The following is a 16,773-nucleotide window of genomic DNA, read 5'->3' as shown; positions in this document are numbered from 1 at the left end:
GAGGAAGAAAATCATGAATTTATTGGCAAAAACACGAAAGCTTAACACGATGTTACAACAAGAAGCAAGCACACATGTCGACTTTAAGGTCATGGCAGATCGTTTAAGTGAAGTCATGGAATCAAATACCTTTATCGTCAGCCGTCGTGGAAAGTTATTAGGAATTGCGATTAAACAACAAATCGAGAATGCACGGATTCGTGGATTCCTTGAAGAGCGTCAGTTTCCGGAAGATTATACAAAAAAATTGTTTAATGTGACGGAAACGACAGCAAACATCGCAATCGACAGTGAGCATACAGCTTTCCCGATCGATAACCGCGATATGTTCGAGACATCCAAAACGACGATCGTTCCGATCATCGGTGGCGGTGAGCGACTTGGAACACTTGTCCTTGGCCGGATGCTCGAAGATTTTAATGAAGAGGACTTAGTGCTTGCGGAATACGGAGCGACAGTTGTCGGAATGGAAATCTTACGTGAGAAAGCCCATGAAGCGGAAGATAAAGCGCGGAAGAAAGCCGTCGTTCAAATGGCAATCAATTCTTTATCCTATTCGGAACTTGAAGCGATCGAACATATCTTTGAAGAGTTGGACGGAAACGAAGGGTTGCTCGTAGCCTCTAAAATTGCCGATCGTGTCGGCATCACGCGTTCAGTTATCGTGAATGCTCTGCGGAAACTTGAAAGCGCCGGCGTCATCGAGTCCCGTTCACTTGGTATGAAAGGGACATATATCAAGATTTTAAATGACAATTTCCTCTATGAGTTAGAACGCATTAAATCGAACTAAAAAAAGGAAAAAATAGAATTTAAAAGAAGACCTAGTAAAGTACTAGGTCTTCTTTTTTTTATAGGTATTATTTATCATTTTTATAAGAAAAGGGTTTAAAAAGCGAAATATTAACATCTCATTACCCTATTTTTCAAAAAACTTCTTTTCAAACATTGACCTATTTGTTTCAATTATTTCAGATATGTTACTAACCGCTTACGGTATAATACTAAGTTTTACGAGATAAATAGAGGTGGAGGTTGAATGATGAACTGGCTTGGTTCAGATTATGCAACAATGACACAGGCTGTCGATCGGACGGTGGCAGCGCAGAAAGTAATTTCAGCAAATATTGCGAACGTCGATACGCCCGGGTATAAAGCAAAACGTGTCGTGTTCAGCGATGTATTGGACTCCGAAATGAGAATGAGTCTAAAACGGCACGCAACAATCGGCACTTCAGGAAGCATCGTCGAACAATCGTCTGCTATGCGTAACGATGGCAACGGGGTGGATATTGACCTCGAAATGTCTGAATTATCACGCAATCAAATTGAGTACGAAGCACTGGTCGAACAATTGAACCGAAAATTTTCCGGAATTCAATCTGTCATCCGGGGAGGACGTTAAATCATGAGTATGTTTTCAGGTTTTCATACATCGGCAACAGGACTGACGGCACAGCGGCTGCGACTCGATACCGTCTCTGCCAACATCGCCAATGCCCAGACGACACGCGGTGAGCTGGTTAACGGAGAGTGGCAACCGTATGCGCGTAAACTGGCCGTCTTAAAAGAGACAGGTGCCGGTGTGACAGTCAGCGAGATTCGAAAAGATCAGGAACCATTTAAGCTGGAGTACAATCCGAATCATCCCGATGCGGATGAACTCGGATACGTTAAAATGCCGAACGTGGATTTATTGAAGGAAATGGTCGATATGATGGGGGCGACGCGTTCTTACGAAGCCAACGTCACGGCATTGAATGCAACAAAAGCAATGTTAGTCAAAGCGATGGAAATCGGCAAGTAATGAAGGAGATGACACGATGGCGATTCAACCGATTCAAAGCATGCAGATGGTCTTACCGTCTCAATCTGTTGCCAAAACGACACCAAGTGATTTCAGTGAAGTATTGAGTCAGGCCATGAACGGTCTGAACGAGGCGCAACAAGCCTCTTCGCAAGCACGAGTCGATCTTGCGACTGGAAAAACGACAGACTTACATAACATCATGATCAAAACAGAAGAAGCATCGCTTTCTATGCAACTCGCTATCGAAGTCCGGAATAAAGGCATCGAAGCATACCAAGAAATGATGCGTATGCAACTGTGATTGTTGAGGAAAGCGTGGGAGATGTTTGATGAATGAAGGACTAAAAACGCGCTTTGGCGCATTAAAAACGACATGGCAGGAATGGTCGCTCGTCAAAAAAGCAACGATCATCGGAATGATCTTATTTCTAATTGCAGCTATCATTGTTGCAGCCATTTGGTTAAGTAAACCAACGATGACACCACTGTACTCAAAGTTGTCACCGCAAGAGGCTGGGCAAGTGACTGAGAAATTAAATGAAGATGGTGTACAGTCCGAAGTCGTCAGTGGGACAGACGGTGTAACGATTCTTGTACCGGAAGAAAGTGCCGAAAACTTAAAAGTGGAGTTGGCGACAGCCGGAATACCTAAATCAGGTCAAATCGATTATTCCTTCTTCAGCGAAAACGCCGGATTTGGAACAACAGATAAGGAAATGAACATTCTCGAGCGGGACACGATGCAGACGGAATTAGAAAATCTGATTACGCAAGTCAACGGGATTGATGCTGCGAAGGTCATGATTACCTTACCTGAAAAAAGTGTTTTCTTATCAGATAAAGAAGAGACATCAACTGTCTCGGTCGTCTTGACATCAAGCGCCGGCAGCGACTTGAACCAGCAGACGGTTCAAGGTTTGTATCATCTGATTGCGAAAAGTATCCCGAATTTAAAAGAAGAAAACATTACCATCATGGATCAGTACTTTACGTATTATGAGCCGGGTAAAGGAGCACAGACTGCAGGCGGAACGGATCCGATGCAATTGAAGAAAACGACGGAAAAAGATTTACGCCAACAAATTCAGCAGATGCTGTCAGTCGTTCTCGGTCCGCAAAAAGCATTGGTTTCTGTTACGGCAGATGTCGACGTTACGCAACGGCAAGAGGAACAAAAATTAGTCGAACCGGTTGATCCTGATAAAATCGAGGGAATCGTGACATCGGCAGAGAAAGTCGCTGAAGCGTATACGGGAGCGGCCAATGAAGGAACTGCAGGAACGGGTGAGAATGAGACCATTAACTTCCCGCAAGGTACGGGTACGGCAGGGGACACAAGTGAGAAGACACATGACATCATCAATTACGAAGTCAATCGAATTACAAAACAGATTACCGGTGCACCGTATGAAATTCGGGATTTGGGAATTCAAGTCATCGTTGAGCCACCTAAAGGACAAAATCAAATTGATCCGCAACTTCAAACAGATTTACAGACGATGATGTATTCGATCATTCGTACTTCACTGACGAAGACAGATGCGAAGACGACCTTAACCGATGCAGAGCTTGCGAATAAAGTCGTCGTCATGTCAAGACCGTTTGCCGAGACGCCGAAACAGACAGTAACAACGGAAACAACACCAATGTGGGTCTGGTTTGCATTAGGTGCCGCAGCACTGGTTGTAGTAGGAGCCATCTTCCTAATGTTGCGTAGAAGAAAAACAGCTGAGATTGAAGAACTGGAAGAGTGGACACCAATCGAGACAGAGATTCCTGAACTGTCGACAGAGGACACAAGTGAAGGAGCGGTCAAACGGAAACAGCTTGAGAAGCTTGCCGCATCCAATCCGGATGAATTTGCGAAGTTGTTACGCACCTGGTTAGCGGAGGATTGATGAGATGAAGAAATTAGAGATGAGTAGTCGGGAAAAAGCCGCAATTTTAATGATTTCGCTTGGTCCGGAAGTCGCGGCCAGCGTATATAAACATTTGTCGGAAGAAGAAATGGAGTGGCTGACATTACAGATTTCGAGCATGAAACGGATTGATCCGGATGAGAAGCTCGAAGTGTTAGTAGAATTCCATGAATTAGCGACAGCACAAAATTATATCACGCAAGGTGGTATCGGATTCGCCAAATCCGTGTTGGAAAAAGCATTAGGTGAAGAGAAGGCGATGGAACTCATTTATCGTTTGACGTCGACGCTTCAAGTGAGACCGTTTGAGTTTGCCCGCAAAGCGGATCCGAAACAATTGCTGAACTTCATTCAAAATGAACATCCGCAAACGATTGCCTTGGTCTTGGCACATCTGGATCCGGTCAAATCGGGACAAATTTTATCAGAACTTCCGGCAGAAGCCCAGTCAGATGTCGCCCGACGGATTGCAACGATGGACCGGATGAATCCGGAAATCATCAGTGAAGTCGAACAAATTCTTGAACGGAATCTATCGCAAGCGGGCATGCAGGATTATGCCCAGTCTGGTGGAATCGAGGCGGTTGTTCAAGTCTTGAACGGTGTTGACCGGACGACGGAACGAACGATTCTCGATACGCTTGAAATTCAGGATCCGGAATTGGCGGAAGAAATCAAGAAACGGATGTTTGTCTTTGAAGACATCGTTACACTCGATGCCCGAGCTATTCAACGGATTATCCGGGAAGTTTCGAATGAAGACTTGTTGCTTTCGCTCAAGGTGTCTTCAGACGACGTGAAGGAAATGGTATACCGCAACATGTCCCAACGAATGGTCGAATCGTTCAAAGAGGATATGGAATTCATGGGACCTGTCCGATTACGGGATGTCGAAGAAGCACAAAGCCGGATTGTCGGCATCATCCGTCGCCTAGAAGATATGGGTGAGATCGTGGTAGCCCGTGGTGGAGGAGATGATATCGTTGTCTAACGTCATTAAGCGTCAAGTTGTTTTCGACCGGACGCAACGAACGATTTTCCATCAGACGGAATCCGAGCAGGTGACTGAAACCGAACCGCTTGTTTCTTATGACGAGATGATGCGGGAAGGACAAGTCCAACTAAAGCAACAGCAACTGTTGATCGAACAACAAGAACAAATACGGCGGGCAGCTTTGGAGCAAGAGCGGCTCCGCGTGCTGGAAGAAGCGAGACAACAGGGTTACGAAGAAGGTTTTCAGTCGGGTCAACAAGCTGGACGAACACAATACGAACAACGGATTGAGGAAACGAACCAGCTTGCGAACAGGCTCGAACAGATGTTTTCAGAACGAGTCCTCCTGATGGAAGATGAATTGTGTGCACTGGCCCTTCAATTGACGCATCAGTTTATGGAGCAGCTTCACGATAAGGATGAAGAAGCACTTTATCAGACGATTCAACAGTTGATTCTTCAATTTAGAGATCGTGAAAAATTAATTGTCTATACATCAGCTGAAGACTTTGAACGGGTTGTCTTACTGGATGAACGGTTACAGACCATTTTAGGAGGGACGGCAACGATCCGTTTACGGATTGATCCCGAGCTTGATGCACGAGATTTCCGGATTGATTCAGAGAATGGTGCCATCACGGGTGGATTGTCAATCGGTTATCAACGATTAATGGAGCAACTCACCGAGGTGTTACACGATGTATAAACTCAAACAGTTACAAGCAGCGATTCGAGATATTCGTCGGGAAGAACTTGTCGAGCATTCTGGTAAAGTCGTTCAAGTCATTGGTTTGATGATTGAATCACGTGGTCCGACAGCTGTTGCCATCGGCGAGCGGTGCTTGATCCGGATTCATCGTGGAGACGAGATTGAGGCAGAAGTCGTTGGATTTCGAGAAGGACATGTACTATTGATGCCATATGGTGAAACGACGGCCATTGCACCGGGATCGATCGTCATCGCAACAGGAAAACCGCTTCATGTTCCTGTCGGAGATGATTTGATCGGGAAAGTCCTGGATGGTCTCGGACGATCATTAGACGGGAAATCACTGGCGCATTTACGGACGACTTCAATTGTCCGTAAACCACCAAGTCCACTCGATCGTCCGCGGATCGATCAAGTGTTATCAACAGGGATTCGTGCCATCGACGGCTTATTGACCGTCGGACAAGGGCAACGAGTCGGACTATTCGCAGGGTCGGGTGTCGGTAAATCGACATTACTCGGTATGATTGCCAAACGATCAACGGCTGATATCAATGTCATCGCCTTAATCGGTGAACGGGGCCGTGAAGTGAAGGAATTCATTGAGGCGGAGTTAGGTGAGGAAGGCATGAGCCGTTCGATCATCGTCGTAGCGACGAGTGACCAGCCGCCACTCGTTCGACTCAAAGGAGCGTATACGGCAACGGCGATCGCTGAATATTTTCGGGATCAAGGAAAAAATGTCGTATTGATGATGGACTCCGTCACACGGTTTGCCATGGCTCAGCGTGAAATTGGTCTGGCGACCGGCGAACCACCTGCTTCAAAGGGATATACACCGAGTGTGTTCGCCTTGCTTCCACAACTGTTGGAACGAAGCGGTAAAACGACAGAAGGTTCCATTACGGCATTTTATACCGTCCTGGTTGACGGTGATGACATGAACGAACCGATTGCGGATGCGGTCCGCGGGATTCTAGATGGTCATTTTGTCCTCGACCGAAATCTCGCAAACAAAGGGCAATATCCGGCAATCCATATCTTACGCTCCATCAGCCGGGTCATGAATCAAATTACTTCGACCGAACATAAAGATAGTGCGATTACGTTCAGACAGTTACTGTCGACATACCTCGATGCCGAAGATTTGATCAATATCGGCGCGTATAAAAGCGGTACAAACCCCGACATTGATCGGGCTGTTGAAAAATATCCTGAATTAATCGGATTTTTAAAACAACGTGTGGAAGAAAAAAGCCATTTTGAAGATGGAATGAGCCGTCTGATTTCGACAATCCGTTAAAGGAGGTGCACGAATGAAAACCATATATGAACGCATCATTCCTTTAGCGGAAGCGGAAAAGGATCGTGTTTCAAAACATACTGCTGAAAAAAAGAAACAATATGAAATTGAGGTCGAGAAATTGTACCATCTTCTCGTTCGTTATGAAGCTTTTTTAAAAGCACAAAATGAAACAGGAACGGTTGAGCTGCTTGCTTCTCAATACCGTGAACGTGCACGCGATGTCGTCAAACAACAGATTGAACGCCAGCAATTATATGTTACCCAGGCGAAAAATCAGTATGAGCGGGCTCAAATCGATTTAAAAGAGGCTTTGATTGAAGAAAAGAAATTTACACGACTGCAATCAAATCAATTAGAAGAAAATCGGCGGACACTCGCTTTGGTGGAACAGAACCAAATGGATGAATTAGCATTATTGCAGTTTGGAAGAAGGCGAACGACATGAGTGAGAACAAGTCATCAAAACAATGGATTTTGCCCTTATTAATCATCCCGTTGTTATTGTTATTATTTACAGCCTATCTCGTATTAAATTACGCTAATGGGCGTCCGATTTTTTCATTACCTTTCGCATCGGAAGAAGTGACGGATTCAAAAGTAACGTCTTCGAAAAATTCAGAGATCGAACAACGCTTGAAATTAGCCAATGCTGAAATCAAAAAACTACGGGCGAAGACAACTGATCAAGCAGAACTCATCCAAGCAAAAGAACAGGAAGTCGTCCGGTTGATTGCGGAACGGGATCGGTTGAAAAACACGCCGGCTACACCTGCAACGACAGGGACAGATAAGTCTGCTTCGAAAAAGACTGCTGATGTGACAGATGTCTATGCGGAGATGACGCCGAAGGATGCAGCCAATATTTTCAACGAATTGAGTCCGACGGAAGTCGTTTCAATCATTAAAGAAATTGATGCTGAACAACAGGCAGCCATCATGGCAAAGATGGATCCTAAAAAAGCTGCAGCGTTGACACAATTGTTGGCAGTCCAATAAGGGGTGAGAAAATAAGATGAACTTGACGGATGTACAGCAAGCACAAATAGCTAAACCGGTTACGAAGTGGAACGGGAAAGAGCTCCCGGCGAATGGCGTTGGAAATTTTGCTTCGTTACTTCAATACTTAGTGCAACCTCTAGCTGAGGGCGTACAGAACCCTTCACTGGATCAACAGGCAATACCGACTGAAGGGGAGACGAATCTCGAAGTCAAACCGCTGTTGGAACAATTGACCGCACAGCCGGAAAAAGTGTTACAACTTCTGGAGCAACCTGAAGTAGAAGATATAATACATGATCCTAAAAAAGCGACGGAGCTGATTCAGTTCATTAAGACGATACAAGACGGACAGCCGGGAAAAGCGATGGAGTTATTCGAACAATTCCCAGCTTCCCTCCAACAAGTACTTGCAACGGTGATGTTGACCGTCGTCGCTAAGGAACATGTGAAAGGAAATGACTTACCGGCAGGACTAAATGCTCCGGTCATTCAGGCGACTGATGTTTCAGGGACTGTTGGACCGTTTCCGGTAATGCCAGTTGTAACGGCGGTTTCAGCTGTACCGCAAACTAATCCGACGTTAATGAATGCTCCGGGTACTAAAAAAGAGGCAGTGATGCCTTTGCTTTCAAATCGCCTTGTCTCATCTGAACAAACGACACCAACACTGAAAACCAATGTCATGACTAAAAAGGTGATTGAATCCATTCAGGTAGCTGCCGATCCGGAAGGGAAAGAACAACCATCACCGTTGACCGGATTGAAATTTGAACGTATGAACGGTGCATTAGGGGTAGGGGTTCGGCCATCCGTCATGCAACCAAATGTCGATGAACAACTCACGTCCCGGATTGAAGCGGCGATGAAACAAGCACCATTTTTAAAAGGTGCGGACGGTTCGACACGCATGTCGATCCGCTTATATCCAGAACAGTTGGGTGAAGTCGTCATCCAGTTGGATAAAAAAGACGGTTTATTGACAGTAAAGCTTTTCGCGGCGACAGAACAAGCAAAACAAATGCTGGATCAGCAACTCGGAAAGCTACATACATCGTTGCAGCCGCAAGCACCACTCGTCAAAGTCGAAACCGGGATGTTGGCATCGAGTGTCAAAGACTTTGAACAAGGTTTGCCGCAAGAACGACGGGAACGCCAGCAAGAAGAACCTGCACCGTACGAAGAAGAACTAGAGGAGGATGAAGATGACTGATTCCATCAAAAATGATGCGTCGTCCTATCAGTTACCGGAGAAAACGAAAGTACCATCCAGTAACTCGATGGACAAAGACATGTTCATGAAAATCCTGATTGCCCAATTGTCCAATCAAGATCCAACGGCACCGATGGAAGACAAGGAGTTCATTTCGCAGATGGCTCAGTTTTCTTCTCTTGAACAGATGCAAGCGATTGGCAAAGGGATGGATACGATGATGCTCAATCAGCATGCGGCGGCTCTGATGAACTACAGTAATTTAATTGGAAAAAGTGTCAGCTATGAAGGTGAGACTGTCACGAAAGATGCAACGGGAGCAGATGTGACATCGACCGGTAAAGTGACGGCAAACGTCCTCAGTGTAAAGCGTGACGGGGTCGATGTCATTGCCGAGTTATCAAACGGAAAAAGTGTCAGTGTCTACGAATTGACTGAAATTAAAACAAAGGAGGAAAAATAATGTTACGTTCAATGTATTCAGGAATCAGTGGGTTAAAGAACTTCCAAACAAAGTTAGACGTCGTCGGGAATAACATCGCCAACGTCAATACATTTGGTTATAAAAAAGGTCGTGTCACGTTTAAGGATCTTGTCAACCAATCAGTTGGTTCCGCATCAGGTAATGGTGGAGGTGTCGGTGGGACAAACCCGAAACAGGTAGGACTCGGGGCCTCGATGTCAACGGTCGATAACGTTTATAATCAAGGAGCGTTACAAAATACAGGTCGAACGCTTGATGTCGGGATTTCCGGTGAAGGATTCTATCAAGTCTTAACGGCAGACGGTGTGCGTTATTCTCGTTCCGGTAACTTTTATACAGATCTTCAAGGGAACATCGTAACGGGAGATGGAAATTATCTCGTAGGATTGTCTGATCCACCGCCTGCCAACCCTGGACAGCCACCTGCCGATCAAGCAAATCTACCTGCCAACCAATACGATGCTCAAGGTCAAATCACAAACAAAGTAAATAATGGCTACATGAAGTTACAAATTCCGACGGGAGCACAGAACCTTGCAATCGGAAAAGACGGACTAGTCACATTCGTTGATGGAACGGGTAACTTGCAACGAGTTGGTTACGTATCAATGGCCAATTTCGCTAACCCGGGTGGTCTTGAAAAATCAGGAGTGAACTTGTTTGCCGCTTCTCAAAACTCGGGTATCGCAGCGACTGGAACGCCAAGCACAAACGGTCTTGGTCAATTAACATCCGGAACACTTGAAATGTCGAACGTCGACTTATCGGAAGAGTTTACGGAAATGATCATCGCCCAACGCGGATTCCAGGCAAACACCCGGATCATCACAACATCAGATCAGATTTTAGAAGAACTCGTTAACTTGAAACGATGATTACTTTAACGACATTACGTGAAACACCGCTTGTCTTAAATGCAATCTTAATCGAAGCGGTCCGGTCGACACCCGATACGACGATCCAGTTGGTCGGGGGACAGACTTATGTCGTCAAAGAAACATTGGAAGAGGTAAAAGCAGCCACAATCGATTTTTACCGACAAGTCGGTTTAACGGGCTTGAACAGTGCTAGGAGGCTCGAAGATGGCAGAAGAAAAGAAGAAGAGTAAGTTGAAATTACCACTCATCATGGTTGTCGTCGCGATTATGATGGTAGGTGCGGGCTACATGCTTTCAAAATATTTGTTAACGAGTGATCCGACCGAAGCGAAAGTCGAACAACCGACAGGAGCGGAACTTGAAGAGCGAAGTTTTCAAACAGATGATTTGACGACGAACATTGCAGACGAACGATTCTTAAATGTTCAGTTTACAATCGTCACGGATGATGCAGCAACACGGGAAGAACTGGAATTACGCAAGTTTCAAATCAACAATATCATCTTAGGGGATTTAGCTTCGATGAAAAAACAAGATTTAGATTCTAAACAGGACATGGCGAAACTCGAAGAAAAATTACGGGGGCAATTTAAAAAGCTCCTGCAAGAAGGCGATGTTCAACGTGTCTACACGACGAAAAAAATCATCCAGTGAGGTGGCCGCATGAGCGAAGTATTATCACAACATGAAATTGACGCCCTGCTATCAGCCATTTCAAGCGGAGATATGGAAGTTGAGGAAATACGCAGTCAAGAAGAAGAACGTCGTGTGAAAGTATATGACTTTAAACGGGCGTTGCGATTCTCAAAAGACCAGATGCGGAACTTAACGCGGATTCATGAACAATTTGCCCGAGTCTTGACGACCCATTTCTCAGCACAGCTTAGAACATACGTCCAGTTTACGGTCAATACGGTCGAACAGCTTCCTTATGACGAATTCATTCATTCCATTCCGAACATGACCTTAATTAATTTAGTGAATCTTCATCCGTTAGACGGACGGGTCATCTTCGAAGTGAATCCGAACATCGCGTATGCGATGCTCGATCGATTGCTCGGCGGACCGGGGGAAGGTATGAATAAGATTGAGAACTTGACGGAAATCGAAACCCGGATCTTGACGCAGTTATTCAAACGCGCTTTTGTTCAATACGGGGCAGCGTGGGAATCGATTGCCGAAATCGAAGCCGAGTATGATGATTTGGAAATCAATCCACAATTTCTTCAACTCGTCTCACCGAATGAAACGGTCATTCTCGTCTCGATTTACGTGACGGTCGGAGAAGTAAGCGGAACGCTTAATGTCTGTCTGCCGTTCGTGACACTCGAACCAATCATTCCGAAACTATCGAGTCACTTTTGGATGCAACAAGAGAAACGAAAGTCAGCCGATAACCAAGAGTCAGAACATATGCAAACACAGTTGATGGGATCAATCGTCGATTTGAAAGCAGTGCTCGGCCAGACGGAACTTTCGTTTGGAGAATTGTTACACCTCGAGGTAGGCGATTGCCTGTCCCTCCAGACACGTACATCCGATCCGGTTGAATTGTTCGTCGATGATCGGAAAATGTTCAAAGCGCGGCCTGGTCTGAACGGGAAGCATCTCGCTTTACAAGTCTTACAACGAATTGAGGAGGAATAACATGAGCGATATGCTTTCGCAAGATGAAATCGATGCATTATTACGTGGAACCCCATCGGCTGAAGAACCAACCGATACCAGTTCAACGGATGATTTACATCAATTGGATGAGATGGAAATTGATGCGCTTGGAGAAGTCGGGAACATCTCGTTAGGAAATTCCGCGACAGCCCTTTCTGCATTGTTGAATCAAAAAGTCGAAATCACGACACCACACGTGCGGATGATTACGATGGAAGAATTGCGGAGTCGTTATCCGATTCCCCACGTCGCTCTTCGCGTTGGATATACAGAAGGATTCAAAGGAGAAAACGTTTTGATTTTGACACAACGGGATGCTTCCGTCATTGCGAATTTAATGATGGGCGGCGATGGTGTCGTTGATGAGAGCCTTGAGATGGAACCGATTGCGCTGTCTGCCGTTCAGGAAGCGATGAACCAGATGATGGGAGCGGCTGCGACCTCGATGTCGACCGTGTTCTCAATGCGCATCGATATCTCGCCTCCAGCGGTCGAAATTTTTGATTTCTCGCAAGAAAAAACAATTGTGGACAGCTTCTCGTTATGGGAAAGCATGGTCATCATCGAATTTGATTTGAAAATCGGAACGCTGATCGACTCAAAAATCGTCCAATTGGCACCACTTGAATTTTCCAAACAATTGATTCAGAAATTATTCAATGCCAGTACGACAACGAGTGAACCGGCACCCGCAGTTCAAGTCCCTGCACCAGAACCGGTCCGGGAACAGCCGGCTGCGTCTCAGCCGCAGCCGGAACCCCGGTATGAAGCACCACCCGAACACAAAAAGGAGCCGGTTGGCGTCAGTCCTGTTCAGTTCGGTCAGTTTTCTGAAGTGCAACAAGAAGGTCCGCCCGGCAACATCGGCATGCTCTACGATGTACCGTTGAATGTCACAGTCGAACTGGGACGGACGCGCCGGTCAGTCCGGGACATTTTGGAATTAACACAAGGTTCCATCATTGAACTGGATAAATTAGCAGGAGAACCCGTTGACGTGTTCGTCAATAATACATTGATTGCAACGGGAGAAGTCGTCGTCATCGAAGAAAACTTCGGTGTCCGGATTACAGAGATCGTCAATACAAAAGAACGTCTGCGGATGTTCTAAGGAGGAAATAGGATGAGTGCAAAAGTTTTGATTGTAGATGATGCAGCTTTCATGCGAATGATGATTAAGGAAATTTTATCGAAAAACGGCTATGACGTCGTCGGTGAGGCTGAAAACGGACGTGAAGCCGTTTCGAAATATAAAGAGTTAACGCCGGATCTCGTCACACTTGATATCACGATGCCGGAAATGGACGGGATTTCAGCATTAAAAGAAATCAAAGCCTTCAACCCGGCTGCCAAAGTCATCATGTGTTCGGCGATGGGACAACAATCGATGGTCATCGATGCGATTCAAGCCGGAGCAAAAGACTTCATCGTCAAACCGTTCCAGGCAGACCGTGTACTCGAAGCCGTTTCGAAAACCATTTCATCATGAGAAGACTGACCTGTTTGACCTGTCTTCTCCTGTTCCTGCTGACGCATCAGGTCGGTGCCGAAACAGTGGAAGAGAAGCTCAACCCATCTAAGAAAAATGAACCTACAACACAACAGGTCGACGGGTCATCGACAGTCGTCACGGTCGTAAAAATCGTCGTGACACTCGCAGTTTTGATTGGTGGATTCCTGCTTGCTGTCCGTTTCATCAATGAACGGACAAAGGGAGTCCGTCAATCGAGCCGACTGTCGCATCTCGGTGGTGTCCCGCTTGGCAAAGATCGATCCGTTCAGCTCGTGAGGGTTCACGGTAAGATTTATGTTGTCGGTGTCGGTCAAAACGTTGAATTGCTTGATACGATTGAAGAAGATGACGAATGGTTAGCAACGGATACATCCGAGAGCCCACCACATACGTCAGCCGCATCTCCGTTTCTGGAATCATTTAAGCAACAGCTCGATCAGTTCCAGAAGAAACGAGGACGGTCATGACGACGATTGAAAACTTGATCTCCTTGGATACGCCGTCCGGGACGGCAACTTCCATCAAATTACTGGTCTTACTTACGCTTTTATCATTAGCACCGTCGTTACTGATTTTGATGACATGTTTCACACGCGTCATCGTCGTCTTATCCTTTGTGCGTTCTGCTTTAGGAACACAACAAACACCGCCGAACCAACTGCTTGTCGGACTGGCGTTATTCATCACATTGTTCGTTATGGCGCCTATTTTAACGGAATTGAACACGACGGCCTTACAACCGTACATGGACGACAAAATCAGTCAAGAGGAAGCCTTTGATCAAGCCGGAGGAACGATGAAACGTTTTATGTCTCAGTACACACGGAGCAATGACTTAGAACTCTTTTTGAAATATGGCAATTACGAGAAGCCGGAGAAGGTGGAAGATATTCCGCTCGTCGCGTTAGTGCCGGCCTATGCCATCAGTGAGTTAAAGACGGCGTTTCAAATCGGATTTATGATTTTCATTCCGTTCCTCGTCATCGATATGGTCGTTTCGAGTGTCTTGATGTCGATGGGGATGATGATGTTACCACCGGTCATGATTGCCTTACCGTTTAAATTATTATTGTTCATTTTAGTAGATGGTTGGCATTTAATTGTCGAATCACTACTCGTCAGCATGCGATAGGGAGGGACGACATGACGCAGGAAATGATTATTCAATTAGCCAGTTCGGCCGTATGGACCTTGTTAAAGGTGTCAGCTCCGCTCTTGCTCGTCTCACTCGTCGTTGGACTTCTCGTTAGCATCTTGCAGGCGACGACTCAAATTCAAGAGCAGACCTTATCGTTTGTTCCGAAGATTGTTGCCGTTTTTTTAGCACTCGTCTTTTTCGGTCCATGGATCATGGAAGAACTCAAAACGTTTACGATTGAAATCTTCAAACAGATTGCCGAGGTTTCGCGGAAATGACGTTACTGTCCTTTGTCAGTGTTTTTTTACTTGTATTTGGTCGACTCGTTGGATTTTTAGTGGCTGCTCCTTTGTTTTCATCGAAGCAGTTACCCGCTCAGCATAAGTTGGCAATCGCTGCCGGACTTGCCTATTTTGCCAGTTATGCGGTCAAGACGACGGTTCAAGTCGATGACATCGATTTCTTTTTTCGAATGGGAACAGAAGTCGTCATTGGGCTCTCCCTCGGTTTGCTCGCCAGTTTTTTACTGTATGCGCCACAAATGGCCGGATCAATCATTGATTTACAGATGGGGCTGGCGATGGCATCGGCATATGATCCGATGTTTGGTGGTCAATCGCCGATCGTCGGCCGATTTTTTTACATGTTGACACTGCTCGTGTTGCTGGCATCAGATATGCATTTGATTTTACTAGATGGCATCTATACGAGTTTTAAAATCTTTCCGCCCGGTAGTGCGATTAACGTTTCCGGAGAAGCTGGCATGAGCTTAGTCGTTCGTGTCGTCGGGCTCGCGATGCTCACGGCTCTTCAAATGGCGATGCCACTTGTGGTCGCCCTGTTTTTAGTTGATTTGGCGCTTGGGTTTTTAGCGAAAACCGCACCCCAGTTCAATATTTTTGCGATTGGATTTTCTGTCAAGTTATTGATGGGTTATGCGATTTTGTTTTTACTCGCCGGAGCAACCATTACCGGGATTTCTCGATTTGTTCCCTTATTACAAGACGTATTGTCCGATGCGATTCAATTACTAGGAGGTTGAGATGGGAAAATATACATTAACGCTTGACCTCCAGTATTTTGCGGGCGAAAAGACGGAAAAGGCATCCCCTCGAAAACGTGATGATTCTCGAAAAAAAGGTCAGGTCGCAAAGTCGGCTGATTTAACAAGCAGTTTGATGTTGTTCGGAATGTTCCTGATTTTATTTTTCTTTGGTCCGTTTCTAGGGAAACGGTTCGTCATGGTATTAGAAGATGGACTGAGTGCCCAAACGGTCTTAGTCGCTGTCGAAGAAGGACGCGTCCAGGAAGTCATGATTGAAATGCTGGTCCAAATGAGTATTTTGGTTGCACCCTTCTTTTTGACAGCAGTCGTCATCGGCATTTTAGGGAATTTTGTGCAGATTGGAGCATTGCTCAGTACAGAATCGATTCAACCGAAACTCGACCGGATCAATCCGCTGCAAGGCGTCAAACGAATCGTCAGCATGAAAGCATTAATTGAATTCTTAAAATCGGTATTTAAATTACTTGTCATCGGTGTGACGAGTGGAACAGTCTTATGGAATAACAAAGTAGAAATTTCACGTTTGACGTCAGAACCGATTGGTGACGCCTTGGCGATTATCGGTCATCTGACGTTCCTGTTGGGGATTTCAGTCAGTATCGCGTTGATCGTCCTTGCTGTCCTTGACTTTGCTTATCAAAAATTCGATTTTGAAAAGTCGATTCGGATGAGTAAACAAGACTTAAAGGATGAGCATAAGAATACAGAAGGGGATCCGCAAATCAAAGGGAAAATCAAACAGCAACAACGGGAAATGGCGATGCGGCGGATGATGCAGGAAATACCGAACGCCGATGTAGTCATTACGAACCCGACCCATTACGCCGTAGCGATTCAGTATGATGACGGCAAACATGCCGCACCTATTGTCGTCGCCAAGGGAGTGGATGCTGTCGCATTCCGAATTCGGGAGAAGGCGACAGCAGCTGAGATCCCGATTATTGAAAATAGACCGCTCGCACGAGCATTATTCGCAAAATCAGAAATAGGAATGGCAGTGGATGAATCATTTTATCAGGCACTCGCTGAAACACTCGCCTTTGTCTATCAAATGAAACAAGCGAAATGAAAGGATGAAG

At 45.7% G+C, this 16,773-nt stretch carries 23 protein-coding genes; all 23 read left to right on the top strand.

The features are described from left to right. The first annotated feature begins 13 nt into the window (after positions 1-13). Positions 14-793 carry a GTP-sensing pleiotropic transcriptional regulator CodY gene (gene codY / locus ABIC15_RS00755; RefSeq protein ID WP_012370753.1) on the top strand — a complete coding sequence of 260 codons (780 nt, stop codon included), beginning with the start codon at positions 14-16 and terminating at the stop codon, positions 791-793. 249 nt (positions 794-1,042) lie between these two features. Continuing rightward, positions 1,043-1,405: a flagellar basal body rod protein FlgB gene (gene flgB, locus ABIC15_RS00750; protein ID WP_214764735.1), complete on the top strand. Its 363-nt coding sequence runs from the start codon at positions 1,043-1,045 to the stop codon at positions 1,403-1,405. Positions 1,406-1,408: 3 nt separating this feature from the next. Continuing rightward, on the top strand, positions 1,409-1,807 hold the full coding sequence (gene flgC, locus ABIC15_RS00745) for a flagellar basal body rod protein FlgC (RefSeq protein ID WP_214764012.1): 399 nt from the start codon (positions 1,409-1,411) through the stop codon (positions 1,805-1,807). A 16-nt stretch (positions 1,808-1,823) separates the two neighbouring features. Continuing rightward, positions 1,824-2,111 carry a flagellar hook-basal body complex protein FliE gene (fliE, locus tag ABIC15_RS00740; protein WP_026828005.1) on the top strand — a complete coding sequence of 96 codons (288 nt, stop codon included), beginning with the start codon at positions 1,824-1,826 and terminating at the stop codon, positions 2,109-2,111. A 28-nt stretch (positions 2,112-2,139) separates the two neighbouring features. Then, positions 2,140-3,708, top strand: a complete 1,569-nt coding sequence (fliF, locus tag ABIC15_RS00735) for a flagellar basal-body MS-ring/collar protein FliF (RefSeq protein ID WP_114595496.1) — start codon at positions 2,140-2,142, stop codon at positions 3,706-3,708. 4 nt (positions 3,709-3,712) lie between these two features. Continuing rightward, entirely contained in the window at positions 3,713-4,720 is a 1,008-nt protein-coding gene (gene fliG, locus ABIC15_RS00730; protein ID WP_114595497.1) for a flagellar motor switch protein FliG, read from the top strand. Then, positions 4,704-5,429 carry a FliH/SctL family protein gene (locus ABIC15_RS00725; protein ID WP_114595498.1) on the top strand — a complete coding sequence of 242 codons (726 nt, stop codon included), beginning with the start codon at positions 4,704-4,706 and terminating at the stop codon, positions 5,427-5,429. Before fliG ends, ABIC15_RS00725 begins: the two co-directional genes overlap by 17 nt. Beyond that, complete coding sequence (gene fliI / locus ABIC15_RS00720; RefSeq protein WP_114595499.1) at positions 5,422-6,735, top strand: flagellar protein export ATPase FliI; 1,314 nt, start codon at positions 5,422-5,424, stop codon at positions 6,733-6,735. Before ABIC15_RS00725 ends, fliI begins: the two co-directional genes overlap by 8 nt. 13 nt (positions 6,736-6,748) lie before the next feature. Continuing rightward, positions 6,749-7,183 carry a flagellar export protein FliJ gene (locus tag ABIC15_RS00715; protein ID WP_114595500.1) on the top strand — a complete coding sequence of 145 codons (435 nt, stop codon included), beginning with the start codon at positions 6,749-6,751 and terminating at the stop codon, positions 7,181-7,183. After that, complete coding sequence (locus ABIC15_RS00710) at positions 7,180-7,734, top strand: MotE family protein (protein WP_114595501.1); 555 nt, start codon at positions 7,180-7,182, stop codon at positions 7,732-7,734. The genes ABIC15_RS00715 and ABIC15_RS00710 overlap by 4 nt, the downstream gene beginning before the upstream one ends. Positions 7,735-7,750: 16 nt before the next feature. Beyond that, positions 7,751-8,947 carry a flagellar hook-length control protein FliK gene (locus tag ABIC15_RS00705; protein WP_214764026.1) on the top strand — a complete coding sequence of 399 codons (1,197 nt, stop codon included), beginning with the start codon at positions 7,751-7,753 and terminating at the stop codon, positions 8,945-8,947. Further along, positions 8,940-9,410 carry a flagellar hook capping FlgD N-terminal domain-containing protein gene (locus ABIC15_RS00700; RefSeq protein ID WP_114595503.1) on the top strand — a complete coding sequence of 157 codons (471 nt, stop codon included), beginning with the start codon at positions 8,940-8,942 and terminating at the stop codon, positions 9,408-9,410. The genes ABIC15_RS00705 and ABIC15_RS00700 overlap by 8 nt, the downstream gene beginning before the upstream one ends. Beyond that, complete coding sequence (gene flgG / locus ABIC15_RS00695; protein WP_014970679.1) at positions 9,410-10,306, top strand: flagellar basal body rod protein FlgG; 897 nt, start codon at positions 9,410-9,412, stop codon at positions 10,304-10,306. Before ABIC15_RS00700 ends, flgG begins: the two co-directional genes overlap by 1 nt. After that, positions 10,303-10,539 carry a flagellar FlbD family protein gene (locus ABIC15_RS00690; RefSeq protein WP_026828015.1) on the top strand — a complete coding sequence of 79 codons (237 nt, stop codon included), beginning with the start codon at positions 10,303-10,305 and terminating at the stop codon, positions 10,537-10,539. Before flgG ends, ABIC15_RS00690 begins: the two co-directional genes overlap by 4 nt. Next, entirely contained in the window at positions 10,514-10,963 is a 450-nt protein-coding gene (locus ABIC15_RS00685; RefSeq protein WP_026828016.1) for a flagellar basal body-associated FliL family protein, read from the top strand. Before ABIC15_RS00690 ends, ABIC15_RS00685 begins: the two co-directional genes overlap by 26 nt. A 9-nt stretch (positions 10,964-10,972) precedes the next feature. Beyond that, positions 10,973-11,956 (top strand): flagellar motor switch protein FliM, encoded by a 984-nt coding sequence (gene fliM / locus ABIC15_RS00680; protein ID WP_012370738.1) that lies wholly within the window; start codon positions 10,973-10,975, stop codon positions 11,954-11,956. A 1-nt stretch (position 11,957) separates the two neighbouring features. Continuing rightward, positions 11,958-13,088, top strand: coding sequence for a flagellar motor switch phosphatase FliY (fliY, locus tag ABIC15_RS00675; RefSeq protein WP_114595504.1), 1,131 nt, complete (start codon positions 11,958-11,960; stop codon positions 13,086-13,088). 12 nt (positions 13,089-13,100) lie between these two features. Next, positions 13,101-13,466 carry a response regulator gene (locus tag ABIC15_RS00670; protein WP_012370736.1) on the top strand — a complete coding sequence of 122 codons (366 nt, stop codon included), beginning with the start codon at positions 13,101-13,103 and terminating at the stop codon, positions 13,464-13,466. Between the two features lie 14 nt (positions 13,467-13,480). Then, positions 13,481-13,957 (top strand): flagellar biosynthetic protein FliO, encoded by a 477-nt coding sequence (locus tag ABIC15_RS00665; RefSeq protein ID WP_251135899.1) that lies wholly within the window; start codon positions 13,481-13,483, stop codon positions 13,955-13,957. Beyond that, the gene (gene fliP / locus ABIC15_RS00660) at positions 13,954-14,622 is read left to right on the top strand and encodes a flagellar type III secretion system pore protein FliP (protein WP_114595506.1); all 669 of its coding nucleotides are present in this window, start codon (positions 13,954-13,956) and stop codon (positions 14,620-14,622) included. Before ABIC15_RS00665 ends, fliP begins: the two co-directional genes overlap by 4 nt. A gap of 11 nt (positions 14,623-14,633) precedes the next feature. Then, complete coding sequence (fliQ, locus tag ABIC15_RS00655; RefSeq protein ID WP_012370733.1) at positions 14,634-14,906, top strand: flagellar biosynthesis protein FliQ; 273 nt, start codon at positions 14,634-14,636, stop codon at positions 14,904-14,906. After that, positions 14,903-15,670 carry a flagellar biosynthetic protein FliR gene (gene fliR, locus ABIC15_RS00650; RefSeq protein ID WP_214764042.1) on the top strand — a complete coding sequence of 256 codons (768 nt, stop codon included), beginning with the start codon at positions 14,903-14,905 and terminating at the stop codon, positions 15,668-15,670. The genes fliQ and fliR overlap by 4 nt, the downstream gene beginning before the upstream one ends. Before the next feature lies 1 nt (position 15,671). After that, positions 15,672-16,763: a flagellar biosynthesis protein FlhB gene (gene flhB / locus ABIC15_RS00645; RefSeq protein ID WP_114595508.1), complete on the top strand. Its 1,092-nt coding sequence runs from the start codon at positions 15,672-15,674 to the stop codon at positions 16,761-16,763. Positions 16,764-16,773 lie beyond the last annotated feature (10 nt).

The sequence above is a fragment of the Exiguobacterium sp. PvP048 genome, assembly GCF_040549175.1.
In the GTDB taxonomy this organism is placed as follows: Bacteria; Bacillota; Bacilli; order Exiguobacteriales; family Exiguobacteriaceae; genus Exiguobacterium_A; species Exiguobacterium_A artemiae.
Note: the sequence above shows the minus strand (reverse complement) of the source record. Positions and strands in the feature narration are given on the sequence as shown.